This is a genomic window from Kitasatospora sp. NPDC090308 (assembly GCF_044769485.1).
GTDB classification, from domain to species: Bacteria; Actinomycetota; Actinomycetes; order Streptomycetales; family Streptomycetaceae; genus Kitasatospora; species Kitasatospora fiedleri.
This window is the reverse complement of record NZ_JBIVXY010000004.1, coordinates 433987-459656: the sequence shown is the minus strand read 5'-3', so window position 1 is coordinate 459656 and position 25670 is coordinate 433987. Positions and strand designations below refer to the sequence as shown.

Here is a 25670-nt window from a genome sequence, read left to right as displayed (position 1 = left end):
CTAGGCGGTGGCCGTGGCGGATGTGGCGGATGTGGCGGTGGCGGCCGTGGAGGCGGTGGCCGCGGCGGCGATCGCCCGGCCGATCGCGGCCAGGTCCTCGTCCGGGGTGACGAACGGCGGCATGGTGTAGATCAGGTCGCGGAACGGCCGCAGCCACACGCCCTGCTCGGCCGCCGCCGCGGTCGCCGCGGCCATGTCCACGGGCGCGTCCAACTGCACCACGCCGATCGCGCCGAGCACCCGGACGTCCGCGACCCCGGGCCGCCCGGCGCACGGGGCGAGCGCGGTGCGCAGCGCGGACCCGATCCGCCCGACCTCGCCGCGCCAGTCCTGCCGCAGCAGCAGGTCGATCGAGGCGTTGGCGACCGCCGCCGCCAGCGGGTTGCCCATGAAGGTCGGGCCGTGCGCCAGCACCGGGACCTCGCCGCGCGAGATGCCCTCGGCGACCCGGCCGGTGCACAGCGTCGCGGCCAGCGTCAGGTAGCCGCCGGTCAGTGCCTTGCCCAGGCACATCACGTCCGGCGAGACGCCCGCGTGGTCGGCGGCGAACAGCTCGCCGGTGCGGCCGAAGCCGGTGGCGATCTCGTCGAAGACCAGCAGCACGTCGTGCGCGTCGCACAACTCCCGCAGCGCGCGCAGGTACGCGGGCGAGTGGAAGCGCATCCCGCCCGCGCCCTGGACCACCGGCTCGACGATCACGGCGGCCAGCTCGCCCGCGTGCCGCCCGATCAGCTCGGCCAGGTGCGCGAGGTACGCCGGGTCGGCCGGGGCGTCGTACCCGGCGGGCGGCTCGGCGGCGAACAGCTGCCGGGGCAGCACCCCGCCCCACAGGTGGTGCATCCCGCCCTCGGGGTCGCACACCGACATCGGGTGGAAGGTGTCGCCGTGGTAGCCGCCGCGCCAGGTCAGCACCCGGTGCTTCTCCGGCCGGCCGAGCGAGCGCCAGTACTGCAGGCACATCTTCAGCGCGACCTCGACCGCCACCGAACCGGAGTCGGCGAGGAAGACGTGCTGCAACGGCTCCGGCGTCAACTCGACCAGTTTCACCGCCAGTTCGACGGCCGGACGGTGGGTGAGGCCGCCGAACATCACGTGGCTCATCGAGTCGAGCTGCCCGCGCACCGCCGCGTCCAGCTCGGGGTGCCGGTAGCCGTGGATCGCCGCCCACCAGGACGACATGCCGTCGACCAACTCCCGGTGCCCGCCCACCGGTTCGGCCAGCCGCAGGCGCACGCCCGCGGCCGACTCCACCACGAGGGGCTGCGCCGTTCCCGGCATCGGGCCGTACGGGTGCCAGACGTGCGCCCGGTCCAGTTCGAGCAACCGGGCGGCGTCCGGGGTTTTCTGACGGTCCATCAGGCGTTCGGGGCCAGCTCGGTGCCCGCGCCGCGACGGCGCACCCGGACCAGGTCGGTGCGCGCCTCGTCCTCCGCGCCCGGGGCCGCGACGGCTCCAACGGCTTCGACGACTCCAACGGCTCCAACGGCTCCAACGGCTCCGGCGGCCCCGACGGCCGGCGCGCTCTCGCCGTGGCCGCCGCACGGGCCGCAGCCGCCGCCCGTCCCGCAGGCGCCCTCCTCCTGGTGGCCGCCGCAGCCGGTGGCGGCGGCGTGGACGCGGTGGCGGGGGAGGGTGGTCTGCTCGGCGCCCTCCACCTCGAAGCCCGCGTCCTTGATCATGTCGAGGTCGGCCTGCCCGGCCTGGCCCTCGCTGGTCAGGTAGTCGCCCAGGAAGATCGAGTTGGCGATGTGCAGGCCCAGCGGCTGCATCGAGCGCAGGTGCACCTCGCGCCCGCCGGCGATCCGCACCTCGATGTCCGGGCAGACGAACCGGACCATCGCCAGGATGCGCAGGCAGCGCTGCGGGGTGAGGTTCCACTCCTCGGCCAGCGGGGTGCCCTCGAACGGGATCAGGAAGTTCACCGGCACCGAGTCCGGGTCCAGCTCGCGCAGCGCGAACACCACGTCGACCAGGTCCGCGTCGCTCTCGCCCATGCCCGCGATCAGGCCCGAACAGGCCGACAGGCCCGCGCCGTGCGCCTTGGCCACGGTGTCCACCCGGTCCGCGTAGGTGTGGGTGGTGGTGATGTCGCCGTAGGTGGCCTCGGAGGTGTTCAGGTTGTGGTTGTACGCGTCCGCGCCGGCCGCCTTCAACCGCTCGGCCTGGTTGTCCGAGAGCAGGCCCAGGCAGGCGCAGACCTCGACGCCCTCGTCCGCGCCCTTGATCGCCGCGATGGTGTCCGCGACCCGGTCGATGTCCCGGTCCGTCGGGCCGCGCCCGCTCGCCACCAGGCACACCCGCTTCGCCCCGCCCGCGACGCCCGCGGCGGCGGCCTGCGCGGCCTGGTCCGGCTTGAGCCAGGTGTACTTGAGGATCTCCGCCTTCGAACCGAGGCGCTGCGAACAGTACGAGCAGTCCTCCGGACACAGCCCGCTCTTCAGGTTCACCAGGTAGTTGAGCTTCACCCGGCGGCCGAACCACTGCCGGCGCACCCGGCCGGCGGCCGCGACCACGTCCAGCAACTGGTCGTCGGTGGTGGCCAGCACGGCCAGCGCCTCCTCCCGGGTGGGCAGTTCCCGGCGAAGGCCCTTGTCGGTCAGGATGTCGAGGAGGTCCATGGCCCGATCCTGCCCGGGTGGCCCCGGCGTCCGCCAGAGGGAACCCGCCAGAAGATCCCCCGCAGGCTGTGCGAGTTGTCACAGTGTCGCGGCTCACAGTGACCGCCCCGACACCGGCGCGGACCGCGTCGGGCCGCGCCGTCGGGCCGCATCTGGCCGCGTCGCGCCGGGCCGGGAGCGGGCGGGGCGGCCGGGACCGGGGTCAGGCGGGCTGGACGGGGGGACGGTGGTCGATGACGATCCGGGTCAGCGGACGCTCGTCGACCGCCGCCGTGGAGTCCGCGGGCAGGGTGCGGCGGATCTCGTGGGACAGGTCGACGTAGTACGCCAGGGCCATGGCGCTGTCCTGGAGGTCGCGGGCCGGGCCGCTGCCGGTCTCCCAGTAGGTGGTGTACAGGGCGTGGACGGCGGACATCAGGCTGGGGCCGGACAGCCGGACGGTCACCATGTCGCTCTTCTCGTCGGTGGCGGCCGGCGGCAGCTGGAAGTACTTGGCGCCGACGGCCCGCGCGACGATGAACTGCCAGGCGTGCGGGTGGCAGACCAGTTCGGCGGTACCGATCTGGGCGGCGGTCCGCAGCACGGTGGACAGCTCGGCGTCCAACTGGTCCCGGAGGCGGTCCGGTCGCACGGCGGGCGCGGAGACGGCGGGAGCGGAGACGGCGGGAGCGGGGGCGGCGGTGGGCTCCGGCGCGGGCTGCTGCCGGCCGGTCAGTTCGGAGAGCAGACCGGCGGCGGCCTGCTGCTCGGTGCTGTCGGTGCTGTCGGTGCTGTCGGTGCTGTCGGTGGGGGTGGAGGCGGGGTCGGGGAGCGGGTCGGGGGTCGGGTCGGACGCGGCGGACAAGGCGGTCTCCTTCGGGGCGGCGGGCTCGGCGGTCTCGGTGGTGGCAGCGGTGCGGGCGTCGGTGCCGGTGTCGGCGGCCGGCACCGCCGCAACGGTGGTCGTGGCCGCTGCGGCGGGCTCCGGCGCGGGCTCCGCCCCGGCGTCCGGTCCGGACGGCGGCGCGGTCCGGACCGTCCGCAGTTCGGCGAGTCCGCTCTCCCAGGCGGCCCGGGCCTCGGCCAGTTCGCGGCGGAGCCCGTCGATCTGCCGGTGGGCCAGGGCGAGGTCGCGCTGGTCGCGGTCGAGGGCGCGGAGGACCTCGGTGCGGGTCCGGTCCAGGCCCTGGCCGAGGGCGGCGGCCAGATCGGTGCGCAATTCCGCTTGGCCGGAACGGAGTTCCCGCAGTTCTTCGATCAGCGCGGGGGCGGTTTCGGTGCGGAGGAGTGCGATCTGTTCGGCGGTTCTCGTCATGTTCCCTCCCGTTGGTGGTGGGTGCCGCCGCGGGCCGGCCTGCGGCGGTCGGCGGTTCCCGGTGGTGTCCGGGCCAAGCGTGGTGGGCCTGTTCCGGGCGGGTGGGCAGGTCGGGGCAGGCTGTCGGGATTGCGGCGATCACTGGCCGGAATCCCCTCGCCGCCATGTTCGAATGGTTTGTTGCGGGTTTCCCCACCCCCGCCGGGAGCCCTTCTCGCGGATTTCCGACCCGGCCGGGAAACGGATTCTCCGGGGCGCGGCGGAAACGTCGACCGGGCGGAGCGGGCCGGGTCGGGCAGGCGGACGGGTTCGGTCCGAAGTGGGCGTGCGTCCGACCCGAAGGAAGGACCGTCCGATCAACTGCTTACAATCTGCGCCATGACCATCCAGCGGGGCCCGCACGCGCGCGGGGACGACGAGCAGCCGCCGCCCGGGCACCGGGCGAGCGGCGAGCGGCGTCGGCTGGCCGTGCTCTGGGGCGTCGTCGCGGTGCTCGCGGCCGGCGGGGTCTGGGTGGTGGCCACCCCGCACCACCGGGGCGCGGCGTCCGGGTCGCCCAGCGGCGACAAGCCCACGGCCCAGGCGGCCGGGGCGGGCCAGCCGGTGGAGCCGCTGACGGAGTCTCAGTCCTTCCTGGCCGAGCGGTACTTCCCGGCCCAGCGCGGCTACGACTACGACAACTACCGGGCCCGCCGCTCGACCGCCCGGGAGGGCGCCGAGTGCCGGGGCGTGCAGAACGACAAGGCCCGCGACCTGCTGGCCGAACTCGGCTGCCAGGGCTGGCTGGGCGTCGCGCTCACCCGCAGCGACCAGCCGGTGGCCTCCAGCATCACGGTGCTGCGCTTCCTCGACGAGGGGGCGGCGGCGCGGGCCCTGCCGACCGTCCGGGACAAGGCCGCAGACTTCGAGTTCACCTACCCGGAGGGGATGTTCGCCCCCGCCGCGAACGTCCGGCCGATGTCGGCGACCCGGGTCGAACTGGTCGGCCACCACATCACGCTCACCGTCTCGCGCTACCTCGACCAGCGGGCCGGCGAGAAGCCCGACGACCTGCTCACCGCCAGCAGCCGGTCCGCCGCCGCCGTGGCCGGCCAGCCGTTCATGTGGATGTAGGGCCGTACCGCCCGGACGCCGCCCGCCCGGACGCGGCCCGCTCGCGCCGCCCGGCGGCCGTCGCCCGCAGCAGCGCCCCGGCCGCCAGCGCCAGCACCGCCGCCAGCCCGAACACCGCCGCCGCCCCGAACGGCAGCGCCACCCCGCCCAGCACGCTGCCCGCGCCGATGCCCAGGTAGATGCCGGACGCGTTCAGCGACACCAGCAGCGCCCCCTGTTCGGGCGCCGCCACCAGCAGGCGCAACTGCTGCGGCGGGGTCTGGCACCAACTGCTCGCGCCCCACAGGAACGCCAGCGCCCCGACCACCGCGGCCCCCGCCCGCACCGGCCCGGCCGCCAGGCCCGCCAGCACCGCGAACGCCGCCGCCATCACCGCGTACCCGGCCGTCAGCACCCGCACCGGCCCGCGCCGGTCGGCGAACCGTCCCGCCAGCAGGTTCCCGGCCACCGCGCCCGCCCCGTACAGCACCAGCGCCACCACCACCGCCGTCCGCCCCGCGACCCCGACGGCGGCCAGCACCGGCACGCTGTACGCGTACGGGACGTAGCAGGCGGCCATCCCGAGCACCGTCAGCGGCAGCACCGCGAGCACCCCCGGGCGGCGCAGCGCCGCCAGCCGGGCGCGCAGCGGGACGGGCTCGGTGCCCGGCAGCGGCGGCAGCGCCAGGCGCACCGCGAGCGCGCACAGCGCGGTCAGCGCCGCGACCGCCCCCAGCGCGGCCCGCCAGCCCAGCCCGACGGCGGCCACCCGTCCCAGCGGCACGCCCAGCGCGGTGGCCGCCGTCAGCCCGCCGATCACCACCGCCAGCGCCCGCCCGCGCCGTTCGGGGCGCACCAGCGCCGCCGCGCTCGCCCCCGCCGTCGGCGTGAACGCCGCCGCCCCGAGCGCCGCGAGCAGCCGGCCCGCCAGCAGCGCCGGGTAGGTCGGGGCGAGCGCGGTGAGCGCGTTGGCGGCGGCCAGCAGCACCAGCGCGCCGACCAGCAGGGCCCGCCGGGGCACCCGGGCGGTGGCCACCGCGAGCAGCGGCGAGGCGAGCGCGTAGCAGGCGGCGAACAGGCTCACCGACTGCCCGGCGGCCGAGGTCGACACGTGCAGCGCGGAGGCCGTCGCGGGCAGGAACCCGGCGGTGACGAAGGCGTCGGTGCCGACCGCGAAGGTGCCCAGGGCGAGCACGGCGGCGAGACCGAGACCGCCCCCGGTGGGGGTCGGGGCCGGGGCGGTGGGGGGTGGTGCCTTGAGCGCGTCGGTCACGGGGGAGCCCTCCTCGGAGGCAGGCGCGGGCCGCTGTTCCGGACATTCGGTGTCCTGAATCATTCGGGACACACTGTATCCAGAATTGGCGGACGGGGAAGGGGGGGTTCCGGCGGGTGGGCGCTCAGCCGGTGGCGGCGGCGGTGCCGGCCAGGCGGGCGTGGTTGGCGCGGACCCGGGCCACCGAGGCGGCCGGGGTGGCCGCCGCCAGGTCGGCGACGCTCTGCCCGGAGAGCTCGCGCCGCCAGGCCAGTTCGGCGCGCCGCATCGCGGTGGAGACGCCGCACGGGCGGGCGAACTCGCGGGCGGACGCGCCCGTCGCGGAGACGCCCCGCTGCCGGATCTCGACGCAGGCGAACAGCGGGTCCGGGCCCTCCACGGCGGCCACCACGTCCATCATGCTGATCCGCTCCGGCTCCCGGGCCAGCCGCACGCCCCCGCGCGGCCCGGAGACGGACGTCAACACCCCGGCCCGGGTCAGCCGTTGCAGCACCTTGTTCAGGTACGTCGGCGACAGCTCGAACATCGCCGCCAGCCGCGCCGAGGGCACCGGCTCCGCCCCGCCCACCCAGACCAGGGTGAGGCAGCAGTGCAGGGCCCACTCCACGCCTTCGCTCGTCCGCATATTCCGGATGGTAGCTATCCGGAACCCGGCCGCGCCAGCACGGACCGGTGCCCCGGGGGCGTCCGTACCGTCGGCGCGGCAGCGGCGCGCGGATCAGCCGTCGAGGTGCTGCTGGACGCGGCGGGAGGGGGAGAAGACGTACAGGTCGAGGATGGCGGGCAGCGGGGCCAGGCCCGGGCCGCCCGCCTCGATCCAGGCGGTGATGTCGGCCCCGGCGTCGCGGTCGTTGACCAGGCCGAGCCAGACCGGCCGGCCACCGGCCCGGCGGCCCGCCGCGGAGGGCTGGACGACCACCACGTTGGCGTGGTCGCAGGCGTCCAGGCAGGCCACCGGGCGGACGGTGGCGACCTCGGCCAAGGCGCCGCGCAGGTCGGCGAGTTGGGCGGCGTGGTCGAGGCCGGGGATCTTCGGGGTGCCGCAGCAGCACCCCCGGCAGACCGAGACGGTGCAGCGGGCGGGCGCACCCTGCGCGCCGACGGCGGCGGCCTTCTCGCGGGCCCGGCGGCTCATCGCAGGACCCCCGCGGCGGCCCGTCCGGTGACGGCCCGCCAGGCGACCGGCCGCCCGGCGGCGGCGGTTCCGGCGGCCCGGTCCCACGCGGCGTCGCGCAGCAGGCGCAGGCCGTTCAACCCGACCAGGACGGTGGAGCCCTCGTGGCCCAGCACGCCCAGCGGCAGCGGCAGGGTGCCGACCAGGTCCCACACCACCAGCACGGCGATGAACGCGGCGGCCAGCACCAGGTTCTGCACCACCATCGAACGGGCCCGCCGGGACAGCGCCACCACCGCCGGGACGGCGGCGAGTTCGTCCCGGACGACCACCGCGTCCGCGCTCTCCAGGGCGAGGTCCGACCCGGTCCGGCCCATCGCGACGCCGCTGTGCGCGGCCGCCAGCGCCGGCGCGTCGTTGACGCCGTCGCCCACCATCAGCACCCGCCGTCCGGCGGTCTCCAGTTCCTGCACGGCGGCGACTTTATCCTGCGGCAGCAACCCGGCCCGCACCCCGGTGACCCCGGCCTCCGCCGCCGCCCGCCGCGCCGCGCGCGGATTGTCGCCGGTGAGCAGCACCGGAGCCGCCCCGGTCAGGGCGCCCAGCGCGGCCACGGCCGCCGCCGCGTCCGGCCGCACCCGGTCGGCGGCGCCCAGCACGCCCACCGCCGCGCCGTCGCGCGAGACCAGCACGGCCGTCCGGCCCGCCTCCTCCAACTCCGCGACGAACGAAAGGGGTTCGATCGGGGCGGTGACGGCGACGGACCGTCCGGCGACGGTGGCGGTGACGCCGACGCCCGGGGTGGAGGCGAAGTCCGCGGCGTCGGCCAGGGTGAGGCCGCGGGCCCGGGCGGCGGCCACCACGGCGCGGGCCAGCGGGTGCTCGCTGGGCTGCTCGGCCGCCGCCGCCAGGGCGAGCAGCCCGTCCGCGTCCAGGCCGGAACCGGGCAGCGGGCGGACGTCGGTGACGTGCGGCGCGCCCTCGGTCAGCGTGCCGGTCTTGTCGAGCGCGACGGCGTCCACCCGGCCCAGACGCTCCATCACCACCGCGGACTTCACCAGGACGCCGTGCCGCCCGGCGTTGGCGACCGCCGACAGCAGCGGCGGCATGGTCGCCAGCACCACCGCGCACGGCGAGGCCACGATCATGAACGTCATCGCGCGCAGCAGCGCGTCGGTGAACGCCGCGCCGGCCAGCAGCGGCACGGCGAACACCGCCAGCGTGGCGGCCACCATGCCCAGCGAGTAGCGCTGCTCGATCCGCTCGACGAACAGCTGCGTCGGCGCCTTGGTCTCCGACGCCTCCTCGACCAGTTCCACGATCCGGGCGACCACCGAGTCGCCGGCCTCCCGCCCGACCCGCACCCGCAGCGCGCCGGTGCCGTTCAGCGTCCCGGCGAACACCTCGTCACCCGCCCGCTTGGCGGCCGGCAGCGGCTCGCCGGTGATGCCCGCCTGGTCGACCTCGCTCGCCCCGTCCAGCACCAGGCCGTCCGCGCCGATCCGCTCGCCGGGACGCACCAGCACCACGTCCCCGACCGCCAACTCCTCGACCGGGACGGTCCGTTCGGTGCCGTCCTCGGACAGCCGGGCCGCGGTGGCGGGCGCCAGGCCGAGCAGGCCGCGCACCGAGTCGGCGGTGCGGGCGGTGGCCAGTGCCTCCAGCGCGCCGGAGGTCGCGAAGATGACGATCAGCAGCGCGCCGTCCGTCACCTGCCCGACCGCCGCCGCGCCCAGCGCCGCCACCACCATCAGCAGGTCGACGTCCAGCGTCCTCCCGCGCAGCGCCCGCAGCCCCGCCCGGCCGGGCTCCCAGCCGCCGCACCCGTAGGCGAGCGCGTACGGCGGGCCCCAGGCCCAGGCCGGCGCCCCGGCCAGGTGCAGCGGCAGGGCGAGCAGGAACAGCAGCAGCGCGGCGGCGGCCCACCGGGCCTCCGGCAGCGCGAGGAGCCGGGTGCGCCGGGCGTCCCGGGCGGGCGGGGCGGGTGGGGCGTTCCGGAGGTTCGGGGTGTCGGTGGATGGCATGGCGGCGGGAGTCCTCGGGCGTGGGCGGGAGCGGGCGTGGACCCGGCCACCATACATGAACACATGAAGGATCATTCATGTGTGCGCTGTACGATGGTCGCCATGGGTCATGGAGCTTCCCCCGCCACGAGCGCCGTCCCGCGCACCCCGCTGGACGCCGACAGCGCCGCCCGGGTCGCCACCACCCTCCAGGCCCTGGCCACGCCCTCCCGGCTGCTGATCCTCTCCCGACTGCGCGAGGGCCCCTGCGCCGCCACCGAACTGGCCCACGCCGTCGGCATGGAGCAGTCCGCCTGCTCGCACCAACTGCGCCTGCTGCGCAACCTCGGACTGGTGGTCGGACGGCGCAACGGTCGCTCCGTGGTCTACGAGCTGTACGACAACCACGTCGCCGAACTCCTCGACCAGGCCGTCTACCACATCGAGCACCTGCGCCTGGGCCTCAGCGACGCCGAACCCGACCACCCCGACCCGCGGTAGCGCGTGGCGGCCCGTGGCGGCGCGCAGCCCGCGGCCGTTTCAGGCCGGTGCGGTCCGGGGGCGGCGCAGGCAGAACTCGTTGCCCTCCGGGTCTCCCAACACACAGAACTGGATGTTCTGGAGTGTGAGAGATGGCAGCGGCGTCTGTGCTGGTCAGAGGCTCGGAAGCGGACAGCGGGCGACCCTTGCTCCCCATGTGGGGTATGGAAGACGCACGCAACCCACTGTCCGGCACCGTATTCACCGAGACGCTTCGGGGTGTCCGGTGCATCCGGCTGTCCGTCCTGACGGACGAGACCACCAGCCCCGAACGGCAGCGGGAAGCCTGCGACCACGTAGCCAGAGAGCTGCGGGTCACCTTCGGCGCGGGTGACGCGCTGCGCGAAGCGGTGGACCTTGACGTCAGTGCATCCAAGACCAGCCCTTGGGAGCGCCCGCAGCTCCTACGCTGGCTCAGCAACCCGCAGGCGTATGACGCTCTGGTGTTCTGGCGGTTCGACCGCGCCATCCGGTCCATGGGGCACATGTACGCCCTCGCCAACTGGGCGCGCGAGCACCGGAAGGTACTGATCTTCGCCGAGGGGCTGGGCGGGGGTCGGCAGGTGTTCGACTTCCGCAACCCCATGGACCCCATGGCGGAACTCCAACTGTTCATGCTCGCTTTCGCCGCACAGTTCGAGTCGCAGTCCATCAGCGACCGCGTCAGCGGCGCGCAGGCCGCCATGCGCAGGATGCCGCTTCGCTGGCGCGGCGGTGGCCGTCCGCCGTACGGCTACATGCCCGCGCCCATGCCCGAGGAGTTCGGCGGCAAGGGCTGGACCCTGGTGCCCGATCCGGACGCCGTGGCGGTCATCGAGCGCATCGTCCGTGAGCTGCTGGAGGGTGCCACGGTGTCCGGCATCGCTGCGGGGCTCAACGCCGATGGGGTGCTCAGCCCGCGTGACTACTGGGCCGACAGGATGGGCCGCGAGCGGGGCGGCAAGACCGGCGGGACCAAGGGTCAGCACGTCGTCCGGGAGACGTTCCAGTGGACCCCTGCGGTCGTTACCCGGATGCTCCGCAACGAGGTCCTGTTGGGCTGGAAGATGCACAACGGCGTGCCCGTGCGCGACGACCAGGGCAACCCGGTCATGTGCAGCGAGACACCGATTCTCACCCGCGAGGAGTTCGACCAGATCGGCGCCGTTCTGGACGAGCGCAGCATCAACAACGGCGAGCGGTCCGACACGGAAGCGCTGTTGCTGCGGGTCATCCACTGTGATTCGTGCGGCGGGCGCATATACTTGAACCGGCAGGAGAGCAAGAAGAATCAGGCGCCTGTCTACAAGTGCAACCACCACGCCCGGGGCGACAAGTGCGAAGCGCCCGCGAACATCCGTGGGGACTGGGCGGACGAGTACGTGATAGCCGAGTTCCTGCGCCTGGTCGGGGGAATTCAGACCAGGACAACCATGGTGGTACCTGGGTACGACCCCGAGCCGGAATTGAACGCGACCGTGGCCGAGTTCACCGCGCACCTGAAAATCCAGGGACAGCAGAAGTCCAAGCACGCCGCGCAGGAGTGGCAGAAGCGGCATGACGCGCTGGACAGCCGCATAGCCGACTTGGAGTCCCGCGAGAAGACCGAGCCGCAGCGCATCACCACAGCGACCGGGCGCACCTTCGCCGACGACTGGACGGCTGCCGATACGGCCGAGCGGCGCGGCATGCTCGTTGACGCCGGAGTCCGCCTGAACGTCCGCCGGGGCACCCGTGGCGGGTGGCGCACGCTCGACACACGGCGGGTGGACTTCACCATGAGCGGCGAACTCGACCCCGCCGCCGAGGAACTGTTGGCGGTCGCCCTCGGCATTGAGTCCGAAGCCAGGGCCGAGATGTTGCGCGCAGCCGCGTGACGGCCCCATAGAGCCCTGCACAGCCCTGGTTGGTCCCCGCGGACCGGCCGGGGCTTTCTGCTGCCCGCAGACGGGCGCCTGTGGCCTCGGCCCGCCGGCTCGGGCCCGGGGCCTACAGCGGTGGTGGTGGGTGGTGGTTAGTACCTATTTTTTTGAACACATAGAAAAAACTAAGAGAAAACAGAAGAAGGACCACTTTCGCCACCTCGCCACCGAAGGCGGGAAACCTCCGCCCTCCACTATGACAAGGGAAGGGCGGCGGCTGCACGGCGCCGTAAGACGTCCGGCAACGCTTGCTCCCCATTACGTACAGAGGCCGTAACAATCCACGGCCATGAAGGACGGAGAACACTATGAGTGACACCCCGCACCGGGCCAGCTACCTGGACGGCCCTCGGGACAAGGATGCGATCCGCGCTGCCGAGTGGCAGCGAGACGAGCGCATGGAGAAGCTGGCCGCCCTCCGGGACGCGAACCCCGAGGTGTACGACCGCATGAGCACCACTGCCCGCATGTCCCTTGGCTACTACGAGAACGCGAAGAAGATCGCAGCCCAGTACGGGCGCGACACCACGAAGGGTGACAACTGACATGAGCGCCGAGATCGAGAAGGCCGCCGAGCGGGTCGCCAAGCTGCAAGCGCAGATCGATAAGGTTTCCGGCCCGCTAGCCGATGCCGAGGCACAGTTGCGCGCCGCCGAGGACGCCGAGAAGGCCCGCCGAGCCGAGCGAGAGATCGAGTACAGCCGCGACTTCGCTAGGAACTGGTCGGAGCGGGCCAGTGAGGCAGCGAACTCCGGCGACGAAGCCCGCGAGCGGTTCTATGACGCGCTGTCGGCAGAGCCCTGGTTCGCGGCGTATGTCGAGTACCGGGCCGCCCGATACAAGCGAGGGCACGTCATGGACGAAGCACAGCGCGCACAGCGGACCATCGGTGAAGTCGTCACCGTGCCCGAGCAGCGGTATTACGCGGCGCAGATTCTCGATGAAATCGTTGATCGCCTTGAGAAGGAGTCGGCACAGCTTGCCGACGAATTCAGTCAGGATCTCGTGAGTCAGCGTGAGGCATACGTTGCTGCGCGGGGCTGACGCGGCTACCGAAACGGCGGTACGGCATGGCCGTTGACGCACTCGACCCCGGGTCGGACGGAACCTATCCGCACTTTCCTCGGGACACGCAGGGTCGGCCCGTCTGGTCGGACGCACCAACTGGGCTGCCAGTAGCCAGCGGTGGGGCGCCGATGCCGCGCGGAGTCCAGCGAATGCGCGATCCGAGGTCCGGTCGCGTGCTGGTGGTGGACGTGACCCCGAGACAGCCGGACGGAATTCCGATCAATCCGCCGGCCATCCCACCGAGGGGGCCCGATGCCTCGTAAGCCCCGCCCCTCGTGCCCCGTTCCCGGCTGCCCCGAGCTGACAACTGGTGGACGCTGCAAGGAACATGAGCGTGAGGCAACCAGGAACCGAGCCACGCCGGGCACCATCGCGTACGGTCCAGGCTGGCCCCGTGCCCGCCGCGCCTACCTGTACGAGAACCCCTGGTGCGTGCTGTGCGGCTCGGTGGCCACGGTCGCGGACCACTTCCCCGAGCCTCGGCGCGTGCTGGTGGCCCGTGGCGTGCCCGATCCGGACGCGTTCCATCGGATGCGGCCGTTGTGCACGCTCTGTCACAACCGGCAGACGGCGAAGCACCAGCCGGGCGGTTGGGCTACGGCGAACGCCAAGCCCGTACGGCGCTGACCAGGGCCGCTACCAGGGGGGTACTCCCCTCCCCTCCCGCGAAAGCACGGCAGGGAGGGGAAAACTCGCGCCGGAGCTGTGGCCGTTCTTGGGGCTCCGAGTGCCATTACAGCGAGTTGGAAAGGAGACTATGGCTGATCGGTACCGCCCCAAGCCAGCGGCAATACGGGCCCGCGAAGGGAACCCGTCCAAGGCTGAGATCAGAGAGGGGGTGATTGTTCCGCGCGCTGTTCTCGCCGAGCCCGATTGGCGAGATCTGTTCAAGGACTCGCCGGCCCCCGAGATCCAAGAAACCAATATCCGCTGTCGAGAAATAGCCTCGGCTGAGTGGCGGCGCGTTGTGCCGATTCTCGAAGTGGCCGCAGGGCTCGGCGAAGTGGACCACTCGACCGTCAAGGACCTGTGTGTCTGTGTGGCCCGCATCGACCAGGCCGAGCGCGACCTGTCCGAGCGTGGACTCATGGTCACGGCCGAGCGCGGGACCGTGAAGAACGGCGCCGCCACCATCGCAGCACAGTACCGCTCCCAACTCGCACGCTACATTAGGGAATTGGGTCTCTCACCGAGTGCGCGAGTGGCCATTGCCCCGCCGGAGTCAGCAGACGACTCCGATATCTGGGACTGACCGGTCCCACCTTCCGCGAACGCCCCCGTCCCTTCCTCCCTCATCGGGTGGTTGGGGCGGGGGCCTTCTTGCGTTCCCGCTTGCTGCCCTGCCGTCACTCGCCCCTTCCCACGTGCTCGGTTCGAGCCGGTGCTAGCCCGGCAGCGCTGGTCCTACTCTTACCCCATGGCTATGGCTGTCGATCCGGCGCTGTCTGTTGGTCAGCGCATCAAGCTTTTCAGGGAGCGCGCGGGCAAGTCCCGTGCCGTGCTGGCCGGGTTGGTAGGCCGCTCAGAGGGATGGTTGAAGGCAGTTGAGAACGGCCGCCTCCTGCCGCCGAGGCTGCCCATGCTCGTCAAGATCGCAGAACACTTGGGCATCGAAGACCTGTCGGCCCTGACGGGGGACGTGTCGATGCCCCGAGCGTTGTTCTCCGGGGCGGAGCATCCGGCGCTGTCGGTGGTCCGGCGGGCCGTTGACTCGGCGCCGCTGGGCCTGGCAGATGGGCCGGTCCCGAGCGTCAATCACGTTGCGGCTCAGGTGGCTGCGGCTTGGCAAGCTCGGGACTCCCGGGGCGACCACCGTACGGCTCTTGGGGACCTGCTCCCGGCGCTGGTATCGGCTGCCTCGGCCGCCGCATCGCACCCTGACTGCCCGGATCGTCGGCGCGCTGAGGTGCTGTATGCCTCGGCTCTGAATCTTGTCCAGATGTTCGCCGCCTACCAGGGGGATGGAAACCTGGTCTGGCGCGTGGCTGAGCGCTCCTTGGCGACCGCCCGAGCGTCCGGTGATGCCGTCGCCGTTGCGCAGGCTTGTTGGTTCCTGGTGGAGGCGTTCCGGAAGTCTGGGCAATGGGACAGCGCCCAGACGCTCACGGAGGAGGCTCTGCGGCTACTGGGACCGGCCCGGGGTGATTCTCCGTCGCTTGCTGCGGCATGGGCAGATATGGCGTTCCACGCGGCCATTACGCACGCTCGCGCGGGAGAGTCGGGCGAGGCTTGGGGCTGGTTCGATCGGGCCGAGGAGGTCGCCAGGACCCTGCCGGCTGACTTCTGGCACTCGCCAACCTCCGCATCTGCACGGGTAGTCCCGGTGCACGCTGTGACAGTCGCTGTCGAGCTGCGACAGGTCGGTACCGCCTTGCGGTGGGCTGACCGGCTGGCACCGGCAGAACTTCCTGCACGGCCGAGGCGGGCACGGCACCTGATCGAGGTCGCACGGGCATACGCCCTGCGGGGCGAACCGGATTGGGTGGCGTCGCTGCTCACCGACGCAGTGGAAGCAGCGCCCGACACCGCCCGGTGGAACCACGAAACCCATGACTTGGTACGGGGCCTGCTGGACGGCCCGCCATCTGTTCGACCCGCCGCCCGTGACCTTGCAACCGCTACCGGGCTCGCCGCCTGACTGATAGTTAGGGGCACAAACTGTGCCTCTCGGCCGCCTTGAGTGCCCGTACCGTCCATGTGACGTGACGGGCATTCAGCGTTTTGGAGGCCGAATGAGCAGCATGCCGACCAGGGAACTGCCGTCGGTACTGACGCACACGGACTGCCAGGACACGAACCGGATCGTTACGCGGTTCGGGGGCTGGAAGTTGCGCCCGGATGACCCTCGGGCCGTTCCGGCGCGCTACGTCCTGTCCTGCGTGTCCGAGGATGAGGACGGCACCGTGTGCGGTGAGACGTCCCGGCCGAGTGCCGACGTGGGGGCCGTGGCGGAGTGGGCGCGCACCCACACCTGGCTCAACCAGGACCACCGGTCGTACAGCCTGGACGCTGCCTCGGTCCCGATGGTGCTGGCGCCCGAGGAGGAACCGGCGTGAGCCGCAAGACCCTTGCCGCCTGCGTCCTGGCCGTGGCGGTCGCCCTCGGGCCCGCCGTTCTGGTGGTCGCCCTCGCCAAGCTCGACCCGTACGCCGCGCGTCGGTGGGTCTGGTGGTTCTTCGCCCTGGCGGTCGCCATGCTCGGCATCGTCTACGGCGGGGACTGGGAAACGTGGTGGCGCCGAAGACGTGCCGCCAGGCGGTCCCGGCTGCGGGTCACGGTGCGCCACGTCCGTCCCGGACAGCCGCCGTGACCCTCGCTGCCGAGGTGTCGCCCACGCTGGCCGAGATCGGCGCGGGACGCCTGCCGGAACCGCCCGAGGAGAACGACGGGAACCCGTGGACGGTCGGGGACTGCTGGCTCTACTGCGGGCGCACCTCGGTCCGCGTGCTCTGGCTCGGCCCGGTGACCGCAGCCGGCGGAGTCACGGCCGAGCTGCTCGTCTGCGCCGACTGCATATCGACCCTGCACGGAAGGGCAGTTGCCGCCATGGCCAAGCGGGACAAGTCGGCGACCGAGCGCACCCACCGCGCTCGGCACGCCCGACCCCGGTCGAGATGGGGCACCAGGGTTCGGCAGTAACCCGACCGCTCGACTCCCGGCGTTGCCTGCGCTGCGCCGGGCTACACAACCCCCGCCCCGGTGGCGGGACTTGGACGGCCCGGACGACCGGGGCGGGGCACAGACGGATCACGGTATGGAGCGGAGATGCACGAGTGCCCCGAGGGCGCCGGACACGAGGTCGAGACGACCACGGAACCGGGTGCCTTGTTGAGCGGCCCCGGCGGGCCGGTCTGGCGGTGTAAGACCTGCGGCCGGTGGGGCGGAGTCCTGACCGGCGAGTGGGCCGAACTGTTCCCCGGCGAAACGGAGTTGTTCCCCCTCGGGTGGACGCGCCCCGGCGAGCCCGTACCGATCCGCAAGGCGTACCCCCTCGGGCACACGTAGGCACCTCACGAACTCCTGTTCCGGCGGGTGGGAAGGGTCAACGATCCCACCGGAACAGGGCACCAACTCCCGCTCAGGGCACACCAACTCCCATGCCCGGAGTGGGGCACAACACCACCTCGCCTGTCTCTGTCCGGCAACAGGCTTGAGCGGGCAAGGTGGGTTCTTCGCACTTCCGATCAACACCGAAATGTAGGAGGAGAGTTGAGTACCGTTTCTGAACTCGTTCCCGCTGCCCCGTGGGGCATGGTGCGCATGGCGCCGTTGCGCAACGGCGAGCCGTCGCAGTGGCAGTACGCCGGATTGGACCCCGTGACGCAGACCGGTCTGTGGTTCGGCGAGGACGGCGCCATGGGCCCTGCCGAGTTGGGCAAGCACGGCACGTCCGTGAACACCTACCCGACCACCCAACAGGGCAAGGACGGGAAGATGGACAGTGACTCCGGCTCGGACGCGACGCAGGACTAGGGGTAGCGCCATGGACGGACCCCCGGTGCTGGTCTCGACCGAAGTCGAGGACCCGACCGCCGATCTGGTCGTAGCGGAGTTGAACCGGCGCCGGGTGCCCGTCCTCCGGTTCGACCCCGGACGGGACTTCCCGACCCGCGCCGCGCTGGCCGCTTCGCTCACGGCTGACGGGTGGTCGGGGAGTCTCACAGTGGGTAAGCGCACCGCCGATCTCTCCGGCGTTCGCGCCCTCTATCATCGGCGGCCGAGCCCGTACACGCCGGAGAGCGACGGCCAGGCCGACCGGTTCGCCGCGCAGGAGAACCGCCGGGGGCTCAACGGCGTACTCGGCGCGCTCCCGGGCTGTCTCTACCTGAGCCACCCGCAGGCCATCGCGCGTGCCGAGTACAAGCCCGCTCAACTCGCCGTTGCCGCCGGACTCGGGCTGCCGGTTCCGGCAACGCTGATCACCAACAGCCCCGCCGAAGCGAAGCTGTTCGCCACTGCGCAATCCGCGATCTACAAGCCCTTGCACGCCGGGGCCTACCACGTGGACGGTGAGCCCGCCGGTATCTGGGCGGCCCCGGTCGAGCCGGGGGAGATCACTGATGCGGTGGGCAACTGCGCTCATCTGTTTCAGGCGCAGGTGCCGAAGTCCGGCGACGTGCGCGCCGTGGTCGTCGGGGAACAGGTGTTCTGCGCGCTGATCACCGCCCCTCCCGGAGTGCTCGACTGGCGCAGCGCGTACCGGAGCCTGACGTACGAACCTGTGGACTGCCCGGAGCCGGTCCGGGCCGCTCTGCTGCGGTTCCTCGGTGAGTTCGGCTTGCACTTCGGAGCGTTCGACTTCGCCGTGACCCCCGAGGGTGAATGGTGGTTCCTGGAGTGCAACCCGAACGGTCAGTGGGCGTGGCTGGAGCACGCGGCGGGCCTGCCGATCACGTCCGCCATCGCGGACCTTCTGGAGAACGGAGTAACCGGGTGAACGAGTCCGAAGGGCTGCGGGCGGTGCTGGCCGCACAGCTCAAGGAAGCGGGGGTGATCCGTAGCGCCGAGTGGGAAGCGGCGGTGCTGGCCGTCCCGCGTGAGGCGTTCCTGCGGGACGGCTGGTTCGAGTACGACGGCGACGGCTGGTACCGGCCCGTGTCGCTGGAGAAGTCGCCCGAGTTGATCGGCCGCGTGTACGAGGACGACACGTTGGTGACGCAGCTCGCCGGCTGTGTGGTGCCCCGACAGGTCGAGGGCCGGTTGGCGCAGGTGCCCACGTCGTCTTCGACACTGCCCGGCTTGGTGGTCCGGATGCTCGAAGACCTGCGGGTGCAGCCCGGCATGTCCGTTCTGGAGATCGGCACCGGCACCGGCTATTCAACTGCACTGCTGACGCACGTCCTTGGCGACGACCAGGTGACATCAATCGAGGTGGACGCGGACGTGTCAGCGCGGGCGTCCGTGGCGCTCGGTGGGCTCGGCTACTGGCCCGAGCTGGTGAACGGTGACGGGCTCGCCGGTCACGCCAAGGGTGCACCGTATGACCGGATCATCGCCACGTGCGGGGTCCGGACCGTTCCGGCCGAATGGATCGCACAGACCCGTCCGGGCGGGGAAATCCTGGTAACCGTGGGCGGCTGGATGAACGCCTCAGAGTTGGTGCGGCTCACGGTGGCCGAGGACGGCATGGCAACGGGTCCGGTGCTCGGCGCCGGTGTGTCGTTCATGCTGGCCCGCCCGCACATGCCCCCGCCGCTCGGCATGCTGCCCGCGCTCGACCAGGGCGAGGCCCGCCCGGCGGGCGTCGGCGCTGACCTGCTCGACCAGTGGGCGGCCCGGTTCGTGGCGCAGTTCGCGGCGCCCACGGCGCAGTACTTCGCCATGCCCCGGAACGGACGCACCGAGCACGTGTTGGTGGACGTGGACGGCGGGTCGTGGGCCGTGGTGTTCGAGGACGGGGGCCGCTGGCTGGTCCGGCAGGGCGGTCCGGTCCGACTCTGGGACGCGGTGGCCGAACTGATCACCCGGTGGCGCGTCGCGGGTGAGCCCGTGGGCGAACGGCTGCAGGTGGTGGTCAGCACCGAGGATCAACGGGTCGAGTGGGACCGATCCCAGTAGTTCACCCCACCTGGTAAGCCCATGCACAACGATGCCCCGTGCAGTCTCTCTGACCGTGCGGGGCCTCTTGCATGCGCTGACGTGACGGTAAGATCAGCAGAACTGGTAGTCAGGTGTGTTGGGGTCCGCCAGCACCAGCCGCTCCGTCGTCGCCCCGAGCCGTCGGGCGCCGAGGGCCAGCAGCCGGGCCGTCTCCGCGTCCGGGTCCGGCTCGGGGCCGAGGGGGCTCAGGTCGAGGTGCAGCGGGAGGCGGACCGGTCGGGGGTCACTGGTCGGGCTCAGCACCAGGGCCGGTCGCGGCCCGCCGTAGCCGTCCGCGGCCGGTCCGAGTTCGATGCTCCCGTCCGGTTCCCTGCCCAGTTCGACGTACCCGAGCGCCGCGCCCCAGAACGCGGCCAGCCGCTCCGGGTCCGCGCAGTCCAGTACCAACTCGCCGATGCGGCACGCCATGCCGGGCAGCATATCCACCCGGCCGGACGCGCGGAGCCGGTGCCGCACTCTCGCATCGGCCGGCTCGGTCGGGCCTCGCCGAAGGGGGTGGCGAGGGCGGCGGCCGGGTGTTCGCGGGCGGGGTGACGGCCGGGCAGGAGCACGTCGGCCTGAGCCTCGGTGCCCTCCCTCCCGCCGGGTGCTCCGCGGCCTTCGGACCGCCGGGCGTCGTCACCGGACCCGGCGGCGCCCCCGGCCCCGACTCCACCGCGGGGCGCCACCGGACCGGCCGAGACCGGAAAGCGCCGGGCCACCACCGGGCGGAGCGGCTGCACGGCGGCGGCCCCGGCTGGTACTGCTGCGCGGTACGGGGCGTGCCGGTGCCGATCGGCTGTCCGGTCAGGGGCCGAGGGTGACGGTGAAGCAGGCGCCGCCTTCGGGGCCGTGGCCGCGGACGGTGACGGTGGCACCGAGCCGGTCGGCGAGGCGCTGGGTGATGGCCAGGCCGAGGCCGGTGCCGCCGGGGCGGGTACCGGCGTAGCGGGCGTGCAGGGCGCCGGGTCGGAAGGCGACCTCGAGGTCGTCGTCGGTCAGGCCGGGGCCGCCGTCGCGGACCTGCAGCTCGGCGGCACCGGTCTCGGTCCTGCGCAGGGCCAGCACGACGGGGGCGCCGGGCGGGGAGACCCGCACGGCGTTGCCGATCAGGCCGTCGAGCAGCTGGCGGACCCGGAACCCGTCGGTGACCGCGATCACGGGTCCGCCGGTCCGCTCCACCCGCAGGTGCAGTCCGTCCTGCCGGACCCGCTGGTCCCAGGCTTCGGCGGTCTCGCGGGTGAGGGCGGCCAGGTCGGTGGGTTCGCGGGTGACGGGGAAGTCCTCGGCGTCCAGGCGGGCGAGTTCGAGCAGGTCGGAGACGAAGCGGTCCAGGCGCTTGGTCTCGGTCAGGAGGATCTGGCCGACCTGGGCCTGCTGCCCGGGTTCGACGACGCCGTCGCTGAGGGCCTCGGCGTAGCCCTGGAGCGCGGTGAGGGGGGTGCGGATCTCGTGCGAGACGGAGGTCAGGAAGTCGCGCTGGCGTCGTTCGCTACGTTCCAGGGCGGCGCCCAGGGTGTTCAGGGCCCGGGCGACCTCGCGGGCTTCGGCGGGGCCGTCCGCTTCGCAGTGCAGGCCGCGTTCGCCCGCGGCGAGGCGGTGGGCGACGTCGGCCGCCGCCACCAGGGGGCGGGCGATGCGGCGGGCCAGCAGGGCTCCGGCGAGGGCCGCGCCGATCAGGCCCGCGACCAGGGGGAGCGTCAGACTGCCGCGCATCCGGTTCGCGGCCGCGTCCACCTCGGTGAACGGCTGGGCCAGGACGACGGCGCCGCCGTTGCCCGCCGGGTGTCCCTGGACGAGCACGCGCCGGTCGCCGAGCGAGCCCGTGGTGGAGAGGGTCCGTCCGGCGAGCAGCGCGTCCCGGTCGGCCGAGGTGACGGCCCCGGCCGCCGGGCCGTCCACCTGCCCGCCGGGGGCGACGACGGCGACCTGGACCCCGGTGGCACCGGTCAGGCGCTGGGCCTGGTCGAGGAGCAGCACGGACAGGTTGGGGGCCAGGCTCAGTACGGTGGCCTGGCGGGCCAGGCGCTCCCGGTACTGCGACTCGGCGTCGGAGCGGGCGGTCTGCCAGGCCGCGATGCCGGCCAGGAGCACCGCGGTGGCTCCCACCACGGTGGCGAGCAGGACCAGGCTGCCGGTCAGCGACCCCGCCCGCGGGCGCCTCACCGGCGGGGCTCCTGGGCGCTGTAGCCGACCCCGCGCACGGTGCGGATCGGGCTGGCGTCGCCGAGCTTGGCGCGCAGCTGCGAGACGTACACGTCGACGACCCTGCTGTCGCCGTAGTCGGCGCGCCCCCAGACCTGGGCGCGCAGCTGCTCGCGGCTGAAGACCTGGCCCGGCCGGGCGAGCAGGTGGGCGAGCAGGTTGAACTCGGTGGTGGTCAGCTCCAGCGGCTCGCCGTCGCGGAGCGCCGTGCGCCGGGCCGGGTCCAGCCGCAGCCGCCCGGTGCCCAGGACGGCCGGGACCGGCGGGCCGGCGGTGCGGCGCAGCACCGCCTTGAGGCGGGCGACCAGCTCGCGGGGCGAGAACGGTTTGGTGAGGTAGTCGTCGGCGCCGATCTCCAGGCCGAGGATCCGGTCGGCCTCCTCGTCGCGGGCGGTGACCAGGAGGACGGGCGTCCAGTCGTCGGCGGCGCGCAGCCGTCGGCAGAAGTCGGTGCCGTCCAGCCCGGGCAGTCCGATGTCGAGGACGATCGCCACCGGCCGCAGCCGGGCGACGGCGGCCAGCCCGGCCGTGCCGTCGCTCTCGGTGTGGACGCCGAAGCCCTCCCGGCTGAGGTAGAGGCGCTGGAGGTCGGCGATGTGCCGCTCGTCCTCCACCACCAGGACGAGGCCCTTGCTGTGCGTCATCTGTTGGGTGCCACCGCAGTCTCCCGGCGCCGCCGCACCCCTCTCGCGGCGGCACGGCCGGCCGCGGGCGCAACGGCTTCGAACTGCACCGATGCTAACCCGCGGGTCGCCACCGCCCCGCTGAGCGGCGCAATCCTTACACCGCCCGAACACCGGCCGAACCTCCGCCTTGCACCGCGAGGACAGGATGCTCGCGGCCCCGCCGACCGGTGCGGCCCGGACGACCGGCGGTCAGGACGACCAGCGGTCAGGACGAAGGAAGGCAGCCGTGCTCACCGGTTCCAGGTCGCTCGCGCTGGCCGGCGTCGGCCTCGCGGTGCTGCTGGCCGGCGCGGTCCTCGTGCTGCTCGCCCGCACCGGGCGCAACCCGTCCCCGGGGGACCGCAGAACCGCAGGGCGGCACCTGGACGGCACCGGATCGCCCGCACCGTCCGACACCACGACCACCAGGGCAGGACACCAATGACCATCCGTCCCACACCGACCCGGACCGCCACCGGAGGACGGCTGACCCGCCTGCGCCGCCCGGCCACCCGGGGCGCCCGGGCCACCCGCGCCGCCGTCCTGGCCGTGGCCGCCCTGGCGGCCGTCGCCGGAGGCGGCGAAGCGGTCACCCGGCACGTCCTGGAGAGTCGGATCGCCTCGGGCGTGGAGAAGTCCCTCGACACCCGGGTGACGGTCGACACCGGCGACGGCCCGGCCCTGCTCGCGCTCATCGACCGGCACCTGGGCCGCGTCACGCTCAGTGCCGACGACGCCCGCCTCGGCCCGCTCCCCGGCGCCTCGGTCCGGGTCACGCTCGACGACCTCCACCTGGCCGAGCCCGCGACGGTGTCCGAGGTCCGGGCCGACGTGACGATCCCCGCCGACTCCCTGGCGCGAGCCGTCGGCGACTCGGACCAGGGCGTTCCCGTCAGCGGTGCCCGGACCGACCCCGCCGCAGGCACCCTCCTGCTCTCCGTCGGCCCCAACGGCATGGGCCGGTTGACGCTGAAGCCCGCCCTGGCCGACGGCCGGGTCACCGTCACCGCGACCGAACTGCAGCTCCTCGGCCGGACGGTCACCGGACCCCCGCTCGACCGGATCAACGCCCGGCTGACGGCGCGTCACCGGCAGGCCGACTACCCGCTGTCCCTCGAACCGCTCTCACTCACCGTCACACCGACCGGACTCGCCCTCACCCTGGCGTCCGGCCCCACCACGCTGAAGCACCCGTGAACCAGGAGCCGGCCCCGGCCATGACCCACCCCCCGACCCCACCGTCCACCCGCCGCACCCGCCGCACCCGCCGGCGCCGACGCATCGTCGCCACCGTTGCCGGCCTGACCGCCCTGGTGCTCGGCGCGACGGCCGGCGCCCTGTGGCTGCTGACCGTCAAACTCCTGCACCCCATCGACGACACCCCGCTGAACACCCGCGTCGTCGCGGTGGGAACCGCGACGGTCACCCTGCCCGCCACCGCGGAGAGCCGGGCCGCCGGCACCTACGGCCTGGTCTGGCAGGACAGCGGCTCCGCGCGACAGCACGCGGGAGTCCTCGGCCGCATCACCGCCTCGGACGCCAGGACCGTCACCCGCGAACTCCGGGCGGCCACCCCGCCCGCCGCCGGTGACAAGGCGAAGATCACCGTCACGGTGTGGAACTCCGACCCGAGGCAGGCAGCGGGGCTGGACTACCAGGAGGTCGACTACTCCGGCGACCTGGGCCCGATGCCCGCCTGGTACCTCCCCGGCGCGCGCGACACCTGGGTCATCCAGGTCCACGGCCTCGGCGCCGGCCGCAGTGCGGGCCTGCGGACGATGCCCCGACTCCACGGTCTCGGCTATCCGGTCCTCGACATCACCTACCGCAACGACCCCGGCGCGCCCCGCGACACGAACGGCAACCGGCAGCTCGGCGACACCGAATGGCGCGACCTCGACGCCGCCGTCCGCTACGCCGAGGCCCACGGGGCCTCCGGGGTGGTGCTCTACGGCTTCTCCATGGGCGGCGGCATCGTCGAGAACTACCTGCAGCGCGCCTCCGACACCGGCGCGGTCCGCTCCGTCGTCCTCGACGCACCCGCACTCGACTACGGCGCGGCCATCGACACCATCGCCACCCACCTCGGGATCCCGTTCCCGGTCGCCGACGTCGCAGCCCCCTTCATCCGACTGCGCGCCGGGGTGGACCTCGACCGGGTCGACACCCTGGCCGCGAACCGGCGCACCGGCGGCCCCGAGCAGCCCGTGCTGCTCTTCCACGGCACCGCCGACACGGTCGTCCCCTACGCCACCAGTGCCCGGTTCGCCCGCGACTGGCCGGACCGGGTCCACCTCGTCACCGTCGCCGGAGCCGTCCACACCGGTGCCTGGAACGCCGACCCCGCCCGGTACGACAGCGAACTCGCCGCCTTCCTCGACCAGCACGGCTGAGCGGCGGCAGGCCCGGAACCGGCGCCGCAGGCGATCCGGCCGCTCTCCCGGTCGTCGCTCCTGGCGAGAGGGCCGGGGGACGGGGCACCGGGGATCACGCGGGCGGGGCCGGGGTCACAGGGCGGCGAGGAGGGCGGGGAGGTAGGCGTTCGCCTGGCCTTCGGCGGTGGGGTGGAAGGACTGTCCGACCGGCCAGTCCAGGGCGTGCAGCCACGGAGCCGAGTCGCAGAGCTGGTGCCCGGCGAACCGGGCGTTCACCTCCTGGTAGGTGAATCCCGGGTGCTCGGCGGCCTCGGTCCGGATGACGGCGTCGAGGGTGTCGGCCCCCTCGTCGAGCGCCGCGCGCTTCACGCGGTCGATGCCGGGGCAGAGCGGCTGGGCGAGGTCGTAGAACCTGGGGTAGCCGAGGACGACCACGTGGGCGTTGGGGGCGTGGGCCCGGATGGCGCCGTAGACGGCGTCGAGTTCGCCCGGGAGCTGGGTGCGGGCGGTGTCCTCGGCGGCGGAGACGGCGTCCAGGCAGGTGGCGTCGTCACCGAGCAGGCAACTGGCCAGCACGTTCTTCAGGCCGACGTCGTTGCCGCCGACGGTGATGCTGACCAGCGTGGTCGCGGAGTCGAGCGGGCCGAGCTGGTTGTTGACCACGTCGCCGGTGGTGGCGCCGCCGCAGGCCCGGAAGGCGAAGGTGGCCGGCGAGGCGAGCCGGTCGTAGAGGTAGGGGTAGGCGTTGGTGCTCTGGTTGCAGCTGTTGAGGTAGCTGGTGGCGGATCCGCCTCCGGCGGAGTAGGAGTCGCCGAGGGCGGCGTAGTGGACGGTCCCGGTGCCGGCCCGGGCCGTGGTGGCGCCGAGGGCGGCGGTGGACAGGGTGAGCAGGGCGGCTGCGAGGGCGGCGGTCCTGGTTCGGTGCACGGTGGCCTCCTGGTGG

Annotated in this window: 27 protein-coding genes; 16 read left to right on the top strand and 11 right to left on the bottom strand. The window is 73.2% G+C overall.

Features of this window, described 5'->3' with window-relative positions; all coding sequences use genetic code 11:
* From ACIQVD_RS12680 to ACIQVD_RS12670, 3 genes are all read right to left on the bottom strand, one after another.
* Window positions 1–1356 (bottom strand): adenosylmethionine--8-amino-7-oxononanoate transaminase, encoded by a 1356-nt coding sequence (locus ACIQVD_RS12680; protein ID WP_402288456.1) that lies wholly within the window; start codon window positions 1354–1356, stop codon window positions 1–3.
* Complete coding sequence (gene bioB / locus ACIQVD_RS12675) at window positions 1356–2618, bottom strand: biotin synthase BioB (protein ID WP_402288454.1); 1263 nt, start codon at window positions 2616–2618, stop codon at window positions 1356–1358. The genes ACIQVD_RS12680 and bioB overlap by 1 nt, the downstream gene beginning before the upstream one ends.
* A gap of 202 nt (window positions 2619–2820) precedes the next feature.
* Window positions 2821–3912 carry a hypothetical protein gene (locus ACIQVD_RS12670; protein WP_402288451.1) on the bottom strand — a complete coding sequence of 364 codons (1092 nt, stop codon included), beginning with the start codon at window positions 3910–3912 and terminating at the stop codon, window positions 2821–2823.
* 378 nt (window positions 3913–4290) lie between these two features.
* Here ACIQVD_RS12670 and ACIQVD_RS12665 point away from each other — a divergent pair, with 378 nt between their 5' ends.
* Complete coding sequence (locus ACIQVD_RS12665; protein WP_402288448.1) at window positions 4291–5025, top strand: hypothetical protein; 735 nt, start codon at window positions 4291–4293, stop codon at window positions 5023–5025.
* On the opposite strand, the gene ACIQVD_RS12660 is transcribed toward ACIQVD_RS12665, so the two are convergent.
* The 4 genes from ACIQVD_RS12660 to ACIQVD_RS12645 all read right to left on the bottom strand — a co-directional run bounded on the left by ACIQVD_RS12660 (window position 5012) and on the right by ACIQVD_RS12645 (window position 9415).
* A complete protein-coding gene (locus ACIQVD_RS12660; protein ID WP_402288445.1) occupies window positions 5012–6277 on the bottom strand; it encodes an MFS transporter in 1266 nt (421 codons plus the stop codon). The genes ACIQVD_RS12665 and ACIQVD_RS12660 overlap by 14 nt on opposite strands.
* A 124-nt stretch (window positions 6278–6401) precedes the next feature.
* Complete coding sequence (locus tag ACIQVD_RS12655; protein WP_400684632.1) at window positions 6402–6902, bottom strand: RrF2 family transcriptional regulator; 501 nt, start codon at window positions 6900–6902, stop codon at window positions 6402–6404.
* A gap of 93 nt (window positions 6903–6995) precedes the next feature.
* Entirely contained in the window at window positions 6996–7412 is a 417-nt protein-coding gene (locus ACIQVD_RS12650; RefSeq protein WP_400684634.1) for a (2Fe-2S) ferredoxin domain-containing protein, read from the bottom strand.
* On the bottom strand, window positions 7409–9415 hold the full coding sequence (locus ACIQVD_RS12645) for a heavy metal translocating P-type ATPase (protein ID WP_402288442.1): 2007 nt from the start codon (window positions 9413–9415) through the stop codon (window positions 7409–7411). The genes ACIQVD_RS12650 and ACIQVD_RS12645 overlap by 4 nt, the downstream gene beginning before the upstream one ends.
* Before the next feature lie 102 nt (window positions 9416–9517).
* Here ACIQVD_RS12645 and ACIQVD_RS12640 point away from each other — a divergent pair, with 102 nt between their 5' ends.
* The 12 genes from ACIQVD_RS12640 to tgmC all read left to right on the top strand — a co-directional run bounded on the left by ACIQVD_RS12640 (window position 9518) and on the right by tgmC (window position 19461).
* Complete coding sequence (locus ACIQVD_RS12640; protein ID WP_400684639.1) at window positions 9518–9895, top strand: ArsR/SmtB family transcription factor; 378 nt, start codon at window positions 9518–9520, stop codon at window positions 9893–9895.
* 203 nt (window positions 9896–10098) lie between these two features.
* A complete protein-coding gene (locus tag ACIQVD_RS12635; protein ID WP_402288440.1) occupies window positions 10099–11790 on the top strand; it encodes a recombinase family protein in 1692 nt (563 codons plus the stop codon).
* Window positions 11791–12143: 353 nt separating this feature from the next.
* A complete protein-coding gene (locus tag ACIQVD_RS12630; protein ID WP_400684645.1) occupies window positions 12144–12380 on the top strand; it encodes a hypothetical protein in 237 nt (78 codons plus the stop codon).
* Window position 12381: 1 nt separating this feature from the next.
* Entirely contained in the window at window positions 12382–12879 is a 498-nt protein-coding gene (locus tag ACIQVD_RS12625; RefSeq protein WP_402288438.1) for a hypothetical protein, read from the top strand.
* A 781-nt stretch (window positions 12880–13660) separates the two neighbouring features.
* Window positions 13661–14155, top strand: coding sequence for a phage terminase small subunit P27 family (locus tag ACIQVD_RS12620; RefSeq protein ID WP_400684651.1), 495 nt, complete (start codon window positions 13661–13663; stop codon window positions 14153–14155).
* Window positions 14156–14320: 165 nt separating this feature from the next.
* Complete coding sequence (locus ACIQVD_RS12615; RefSeq protein WP_392914291.1) at window positions 14321–15541, top strand: helix-turn-helix domain-containing protein; 1221 nt, start codon at window positions 14321–14323, stop codon at window positions 15539–15541.
* 241 nt (window positions 15542–15782) lie between these two features.
* Entirely contained in the window at window positions 15783–15959 is a 177-nt protein-coding gene (locus tag ACIQVD_RS12610; RefSeq protein WP_402288435.1) for a hypothetical protein, read from the top strand.
* Window positions 15956–16213 (top strand): hypothetical protein, encoded by a 258-nt coding sequence (locus ACIQVD_RS12605; RefSeq protein ID WP_111551685.1) that lies wholly within the window; start codon window positions 15956–15958, stop codon window positions 16211–16213. The genes ACIQVD_RS12610 and ACIQVD_RS12605 overlap by 4 nt, the downstream gene beginning before the upstream one ends.
* Window positions 16210–16542, top strand: a complete 333-nt coding sequence (locus tag ACIQVD_RS12600; RefSeq protein ID WP_402288431.1) for a hypothetical protein — start codon at window positions 16210–16212, stop codon at window positions 16540–16542. Before ACIQVD_RS12605 ends, ACIQVD_RS12600 begins: the two co-directional genes overlap by 4 nt.
* A gap of 570 nt (window positions 16543–17112) precedes the next feature.
* A complete protein-coding gene (tgmA, locus tag ACIQVD_RS12595; RefSeq protein ID WP_400684660.1) occupies window positions 17113–17376 on the top strand; it encodes a putative ATP-grasp-modified RiPP in 264 nt (87 codons plus the stop codon).
* Window positions 17377–17401: 25 nt separating this feature from the next.
* Window positions 17402–18340 (top strand): ATP-grasp ribosomal peptide maturase, encoded by a 939-nt coding sequence (gene tgmB / locus ACIQVD_RS12590; RefSeq protein WP_402288428.1) that lies wholly within the window; start codon window positions 17402–17404, stop codon window positions 18338–18340.
* The gene (tgmC, locus tag ACIQVD_RS12585; RefSeq protein WP_400684666.1) at window positions 18337–19461 is read left to right on the top strand and encodes an ATP-grasp peptide maturase system methyltransferase; all 1125 of its coding nucleotides are present in this window, start codon (window positions 18337–18339) and stop codon (window positions 19459–19461) included. Before tgmB ends, tgmC begins: the two co-directional genes overlap by 4 nt.
* Window positions 19462–19554: 93 nt before the next feature.
* Here tgmC and ACIQVD_RS12580 read toward each other — a convergent pair whose 3' ends face one another.
* The 3 genes from ACIQVD_RS12580 to ACIQVD_RS12570 form a co-directional block, all read right to left on the bottom strand.
* Window positions 19555–19911 (bottom strand): VOC family protein, encoded by a 357-nt coding sequence (locus tag ACIQVD_RS12580; protein ID WP_402288425.1) that lies wholly within the window; start codon window positions 19909–19911, stop codon window positions 19555–19557.
* 378 nt (window positions 19912–20289) lie between these two features.
* Window positions 20290–21648, bottom strand: coding sequence for a histidine kinase dimerization/phospho-acceptor domain-containing protein (locus tag ACIQVD_RS12575; protein ID WP_402288423.1), 1359 nt, complete (start codon window positions 21646–21648; stop codon window positions 20290–20292).
* Window positions 21645–22331 (bottom strand): response regulator transcription factor, encoded by a 687-nt coding sequence (locus tag ACIQVD_RS12570; RefSeq protein WP_400684675.1) that lies wholly within the window; start codon window positions 22329–22331, stop codon window positions 21645–21647. The genes ACIQVD_RS12575 and ACIQVD_RS12570 overlap by 4 nt, the downstream gene beginning before the upstream one ends.
* Before the next feature lie 268 nt (window positions 22332–22599).
* On the opposite strand from ACIQVD_RS12570, the gene ACIQVD_RS12565 reads away from it, so the two are divergent.
* The 3 genes from ACIQVD_RS12565 to ACIQVD_RS12555 are packed head-to-tail and all read left to right on the top strand — an operon-like array spanning window position 22600 to window position 24745.
* On the top strand, window positions 22600–22797 hold the full coding sequence (locus ACIQVD_RS12565; RefSeq protein ID WP_402288420.1) for a hypothetical protein: 198 nt from the start codon (window positions 22600–22602) through the stop codon (window positions 22795–22797).
* Window positions 22794–23549 (top strand): DUF2993 domain-containing protein, encoded by a 756-nt coding sequence (locus ACIQVD_RS12560; RefSeq protein ID WP_400684681.1) that lies wholly within the window; start codon window positions 22794–22796, stop codon window positions 23547–23549. The genes ACIQVD_RS12565 and ACIQVD_RS12560 overlap by 4 nt, the downstream gene beginning before the upstream one ends.
* Before the next feature lie 20 nt (window positions 23550–23569).
* Window positions 23570–24745, top strand: a complete 1176-nt coding sequence (locus tag ACIQVD_RS12555; protein ID WP_402288417.1) for an alpha/beta hydrolase — start codon at window positions 23570–23572, stop codon at window positions 24743–24745.
* A gap of 114 nt (window positions 24746–24859) precedes the next feature.
* Here the strand turns inward: ACIQVD_RS12555 and ACIQVD_RS12550 are convergent, their stop codons facing one another.
* A complete protein-coding gene (locus ACIQVD_RS12550; protein WP_402288415.1) occupies window positions 24860–25654 on the bottom strand; it encodes an SGNH/GDSL hydrolase family protein in 795 nt (264 codons plus the stop codon).
* Between the last annotated feature and the right edge of the window lie 16 nt (window positions 25655–25670).

Excerpts from the sequence above, each read along its gene's own strand:
- ACIQVD_RS12680 (WP_402288456.1), bottom strand. The coding sequence starts at position 1,356 with ATGGACCGTCAGAAAACCCCGGACGCCGCCCGGTTGCTCGAACTGGAC.
- bioB (WP_402288454.1), bottom strand. The coding sequence starts at position 2,618 with ATGGACCTCCTCGACATCCTGACCGACAAGGGCCTTCGCCGGGAACTG.
- ACIQVD_RS12670 (WP_402288451.1), bottom strand. The coding sequence starts at position 3,912 with ATGACGAGAACCGCCGAACAGATCGCACTCCTCCGCACCGAAACCGCC.
- ACIQVD_RS12665 (WP_402288448.1), top strand. The coding sequence starts at position 4,291 with ATGACCATCCAGCGGGGCCCGCACGCGCGCGGGGACGACGAGCAGCCG.
- ACIQVD_RS12655 (WP_400684632.1), bottom strand. The coding sequence starts at position 6,902 with ATGCGGACGAGCGAAGGCGTGGAGTGGGCCCTGCACTGCTGCCTCACC.
- ACIQVD_RS12650 (WP_400684634.1), bottom strand. The coding sequence starts at position 7,412 with ATGAGCCGCCGGGCCCGCGAGAAGGCCGCCGCCGTCGGCGCGCAGGGT.
- ACIQVD_RS12645 (WP_402288442.1), bottom strand. The coding sequence starts at position 9,415 with ATGCCATCCACCGACACCCCGAACCTCCGGAACGCCCCACCCGCCCCG.
- ACIQVD_RS12640 (WP_400684639.1), top strand. The coding sequence starts at position 9,518 with ATGGGTCATGGAGCTTCCCCCGCCACGAGCGCCGTCCCGCGCACCCCG.
- ACIQVD_RS12635 (WP_402288440.1), top strand. The coding sequence starts at position 10,099 with ATGGAAGACGCACGCAACCCACTGTCCGGCACCGTATTCACCGAGACG.
- ACIQVD_RS12630 (WP_400684645.1), top strand. The coding sequence starts at position 12,144 with ATGAGTGACACCCCGCACCGGGCCAGCTACCTGGACGGCCCTCGGGAC.
- ACIQVD_RS12625 (WP_402288438.1), top strand. The coding sequence starts at position 12,382 with ATGAGCGCCGAGATCGAGAAGGCCGCCGAGCGGGTCGCCAAGCTGCAA.
- ACIQVD_RS12620 (WP_400684651.1), top strand. The coding sequence starts at position 13,661 with ATGGCTGATCGGTACCGCCCCAAGCCAGCGGCAATACGGGCCCGCGAA.
- ACIQVD_RS12615 (WP_392914291.1), top strand. The coding sequence starts at position 14,321 with ATGGCTATGGCTGTCGATCCGGCGCTGTCTGTTGGTCAGCGCATCAAG.
- ACIQVD_RS12580 (WP_402288425.1), bottom strand. The coding sequence starts at position 19,911 with ATGGCGTGCCGCATCGGCGAGTTGGTACTGGACTGCGCGGACCCGGAG.
- ACIQVD_RS12570 (WP_400684675.1), bottom strand. The coding sequence starts at position 22,331 with ATGACGCACAGCAAGGGCCTCGTCCTGGTGGTGGAGGACGAGCGGCAC.
- ACIQVD_RS12560 (WP_400684681.1), top strand. The coding sequence starts at position 22,794 with ATGACCATCCGTCCCACACCGACCCGGACCGCCACCGGAGGACGGCTG.
- ACIQVD_RS12555 (WP_402288417.1), top strand. The coding sequence starts at position 23,570 with ATGACCCACCCCCCGACCCCACCGTCCACCCGCCGCACCCGCCGCACC.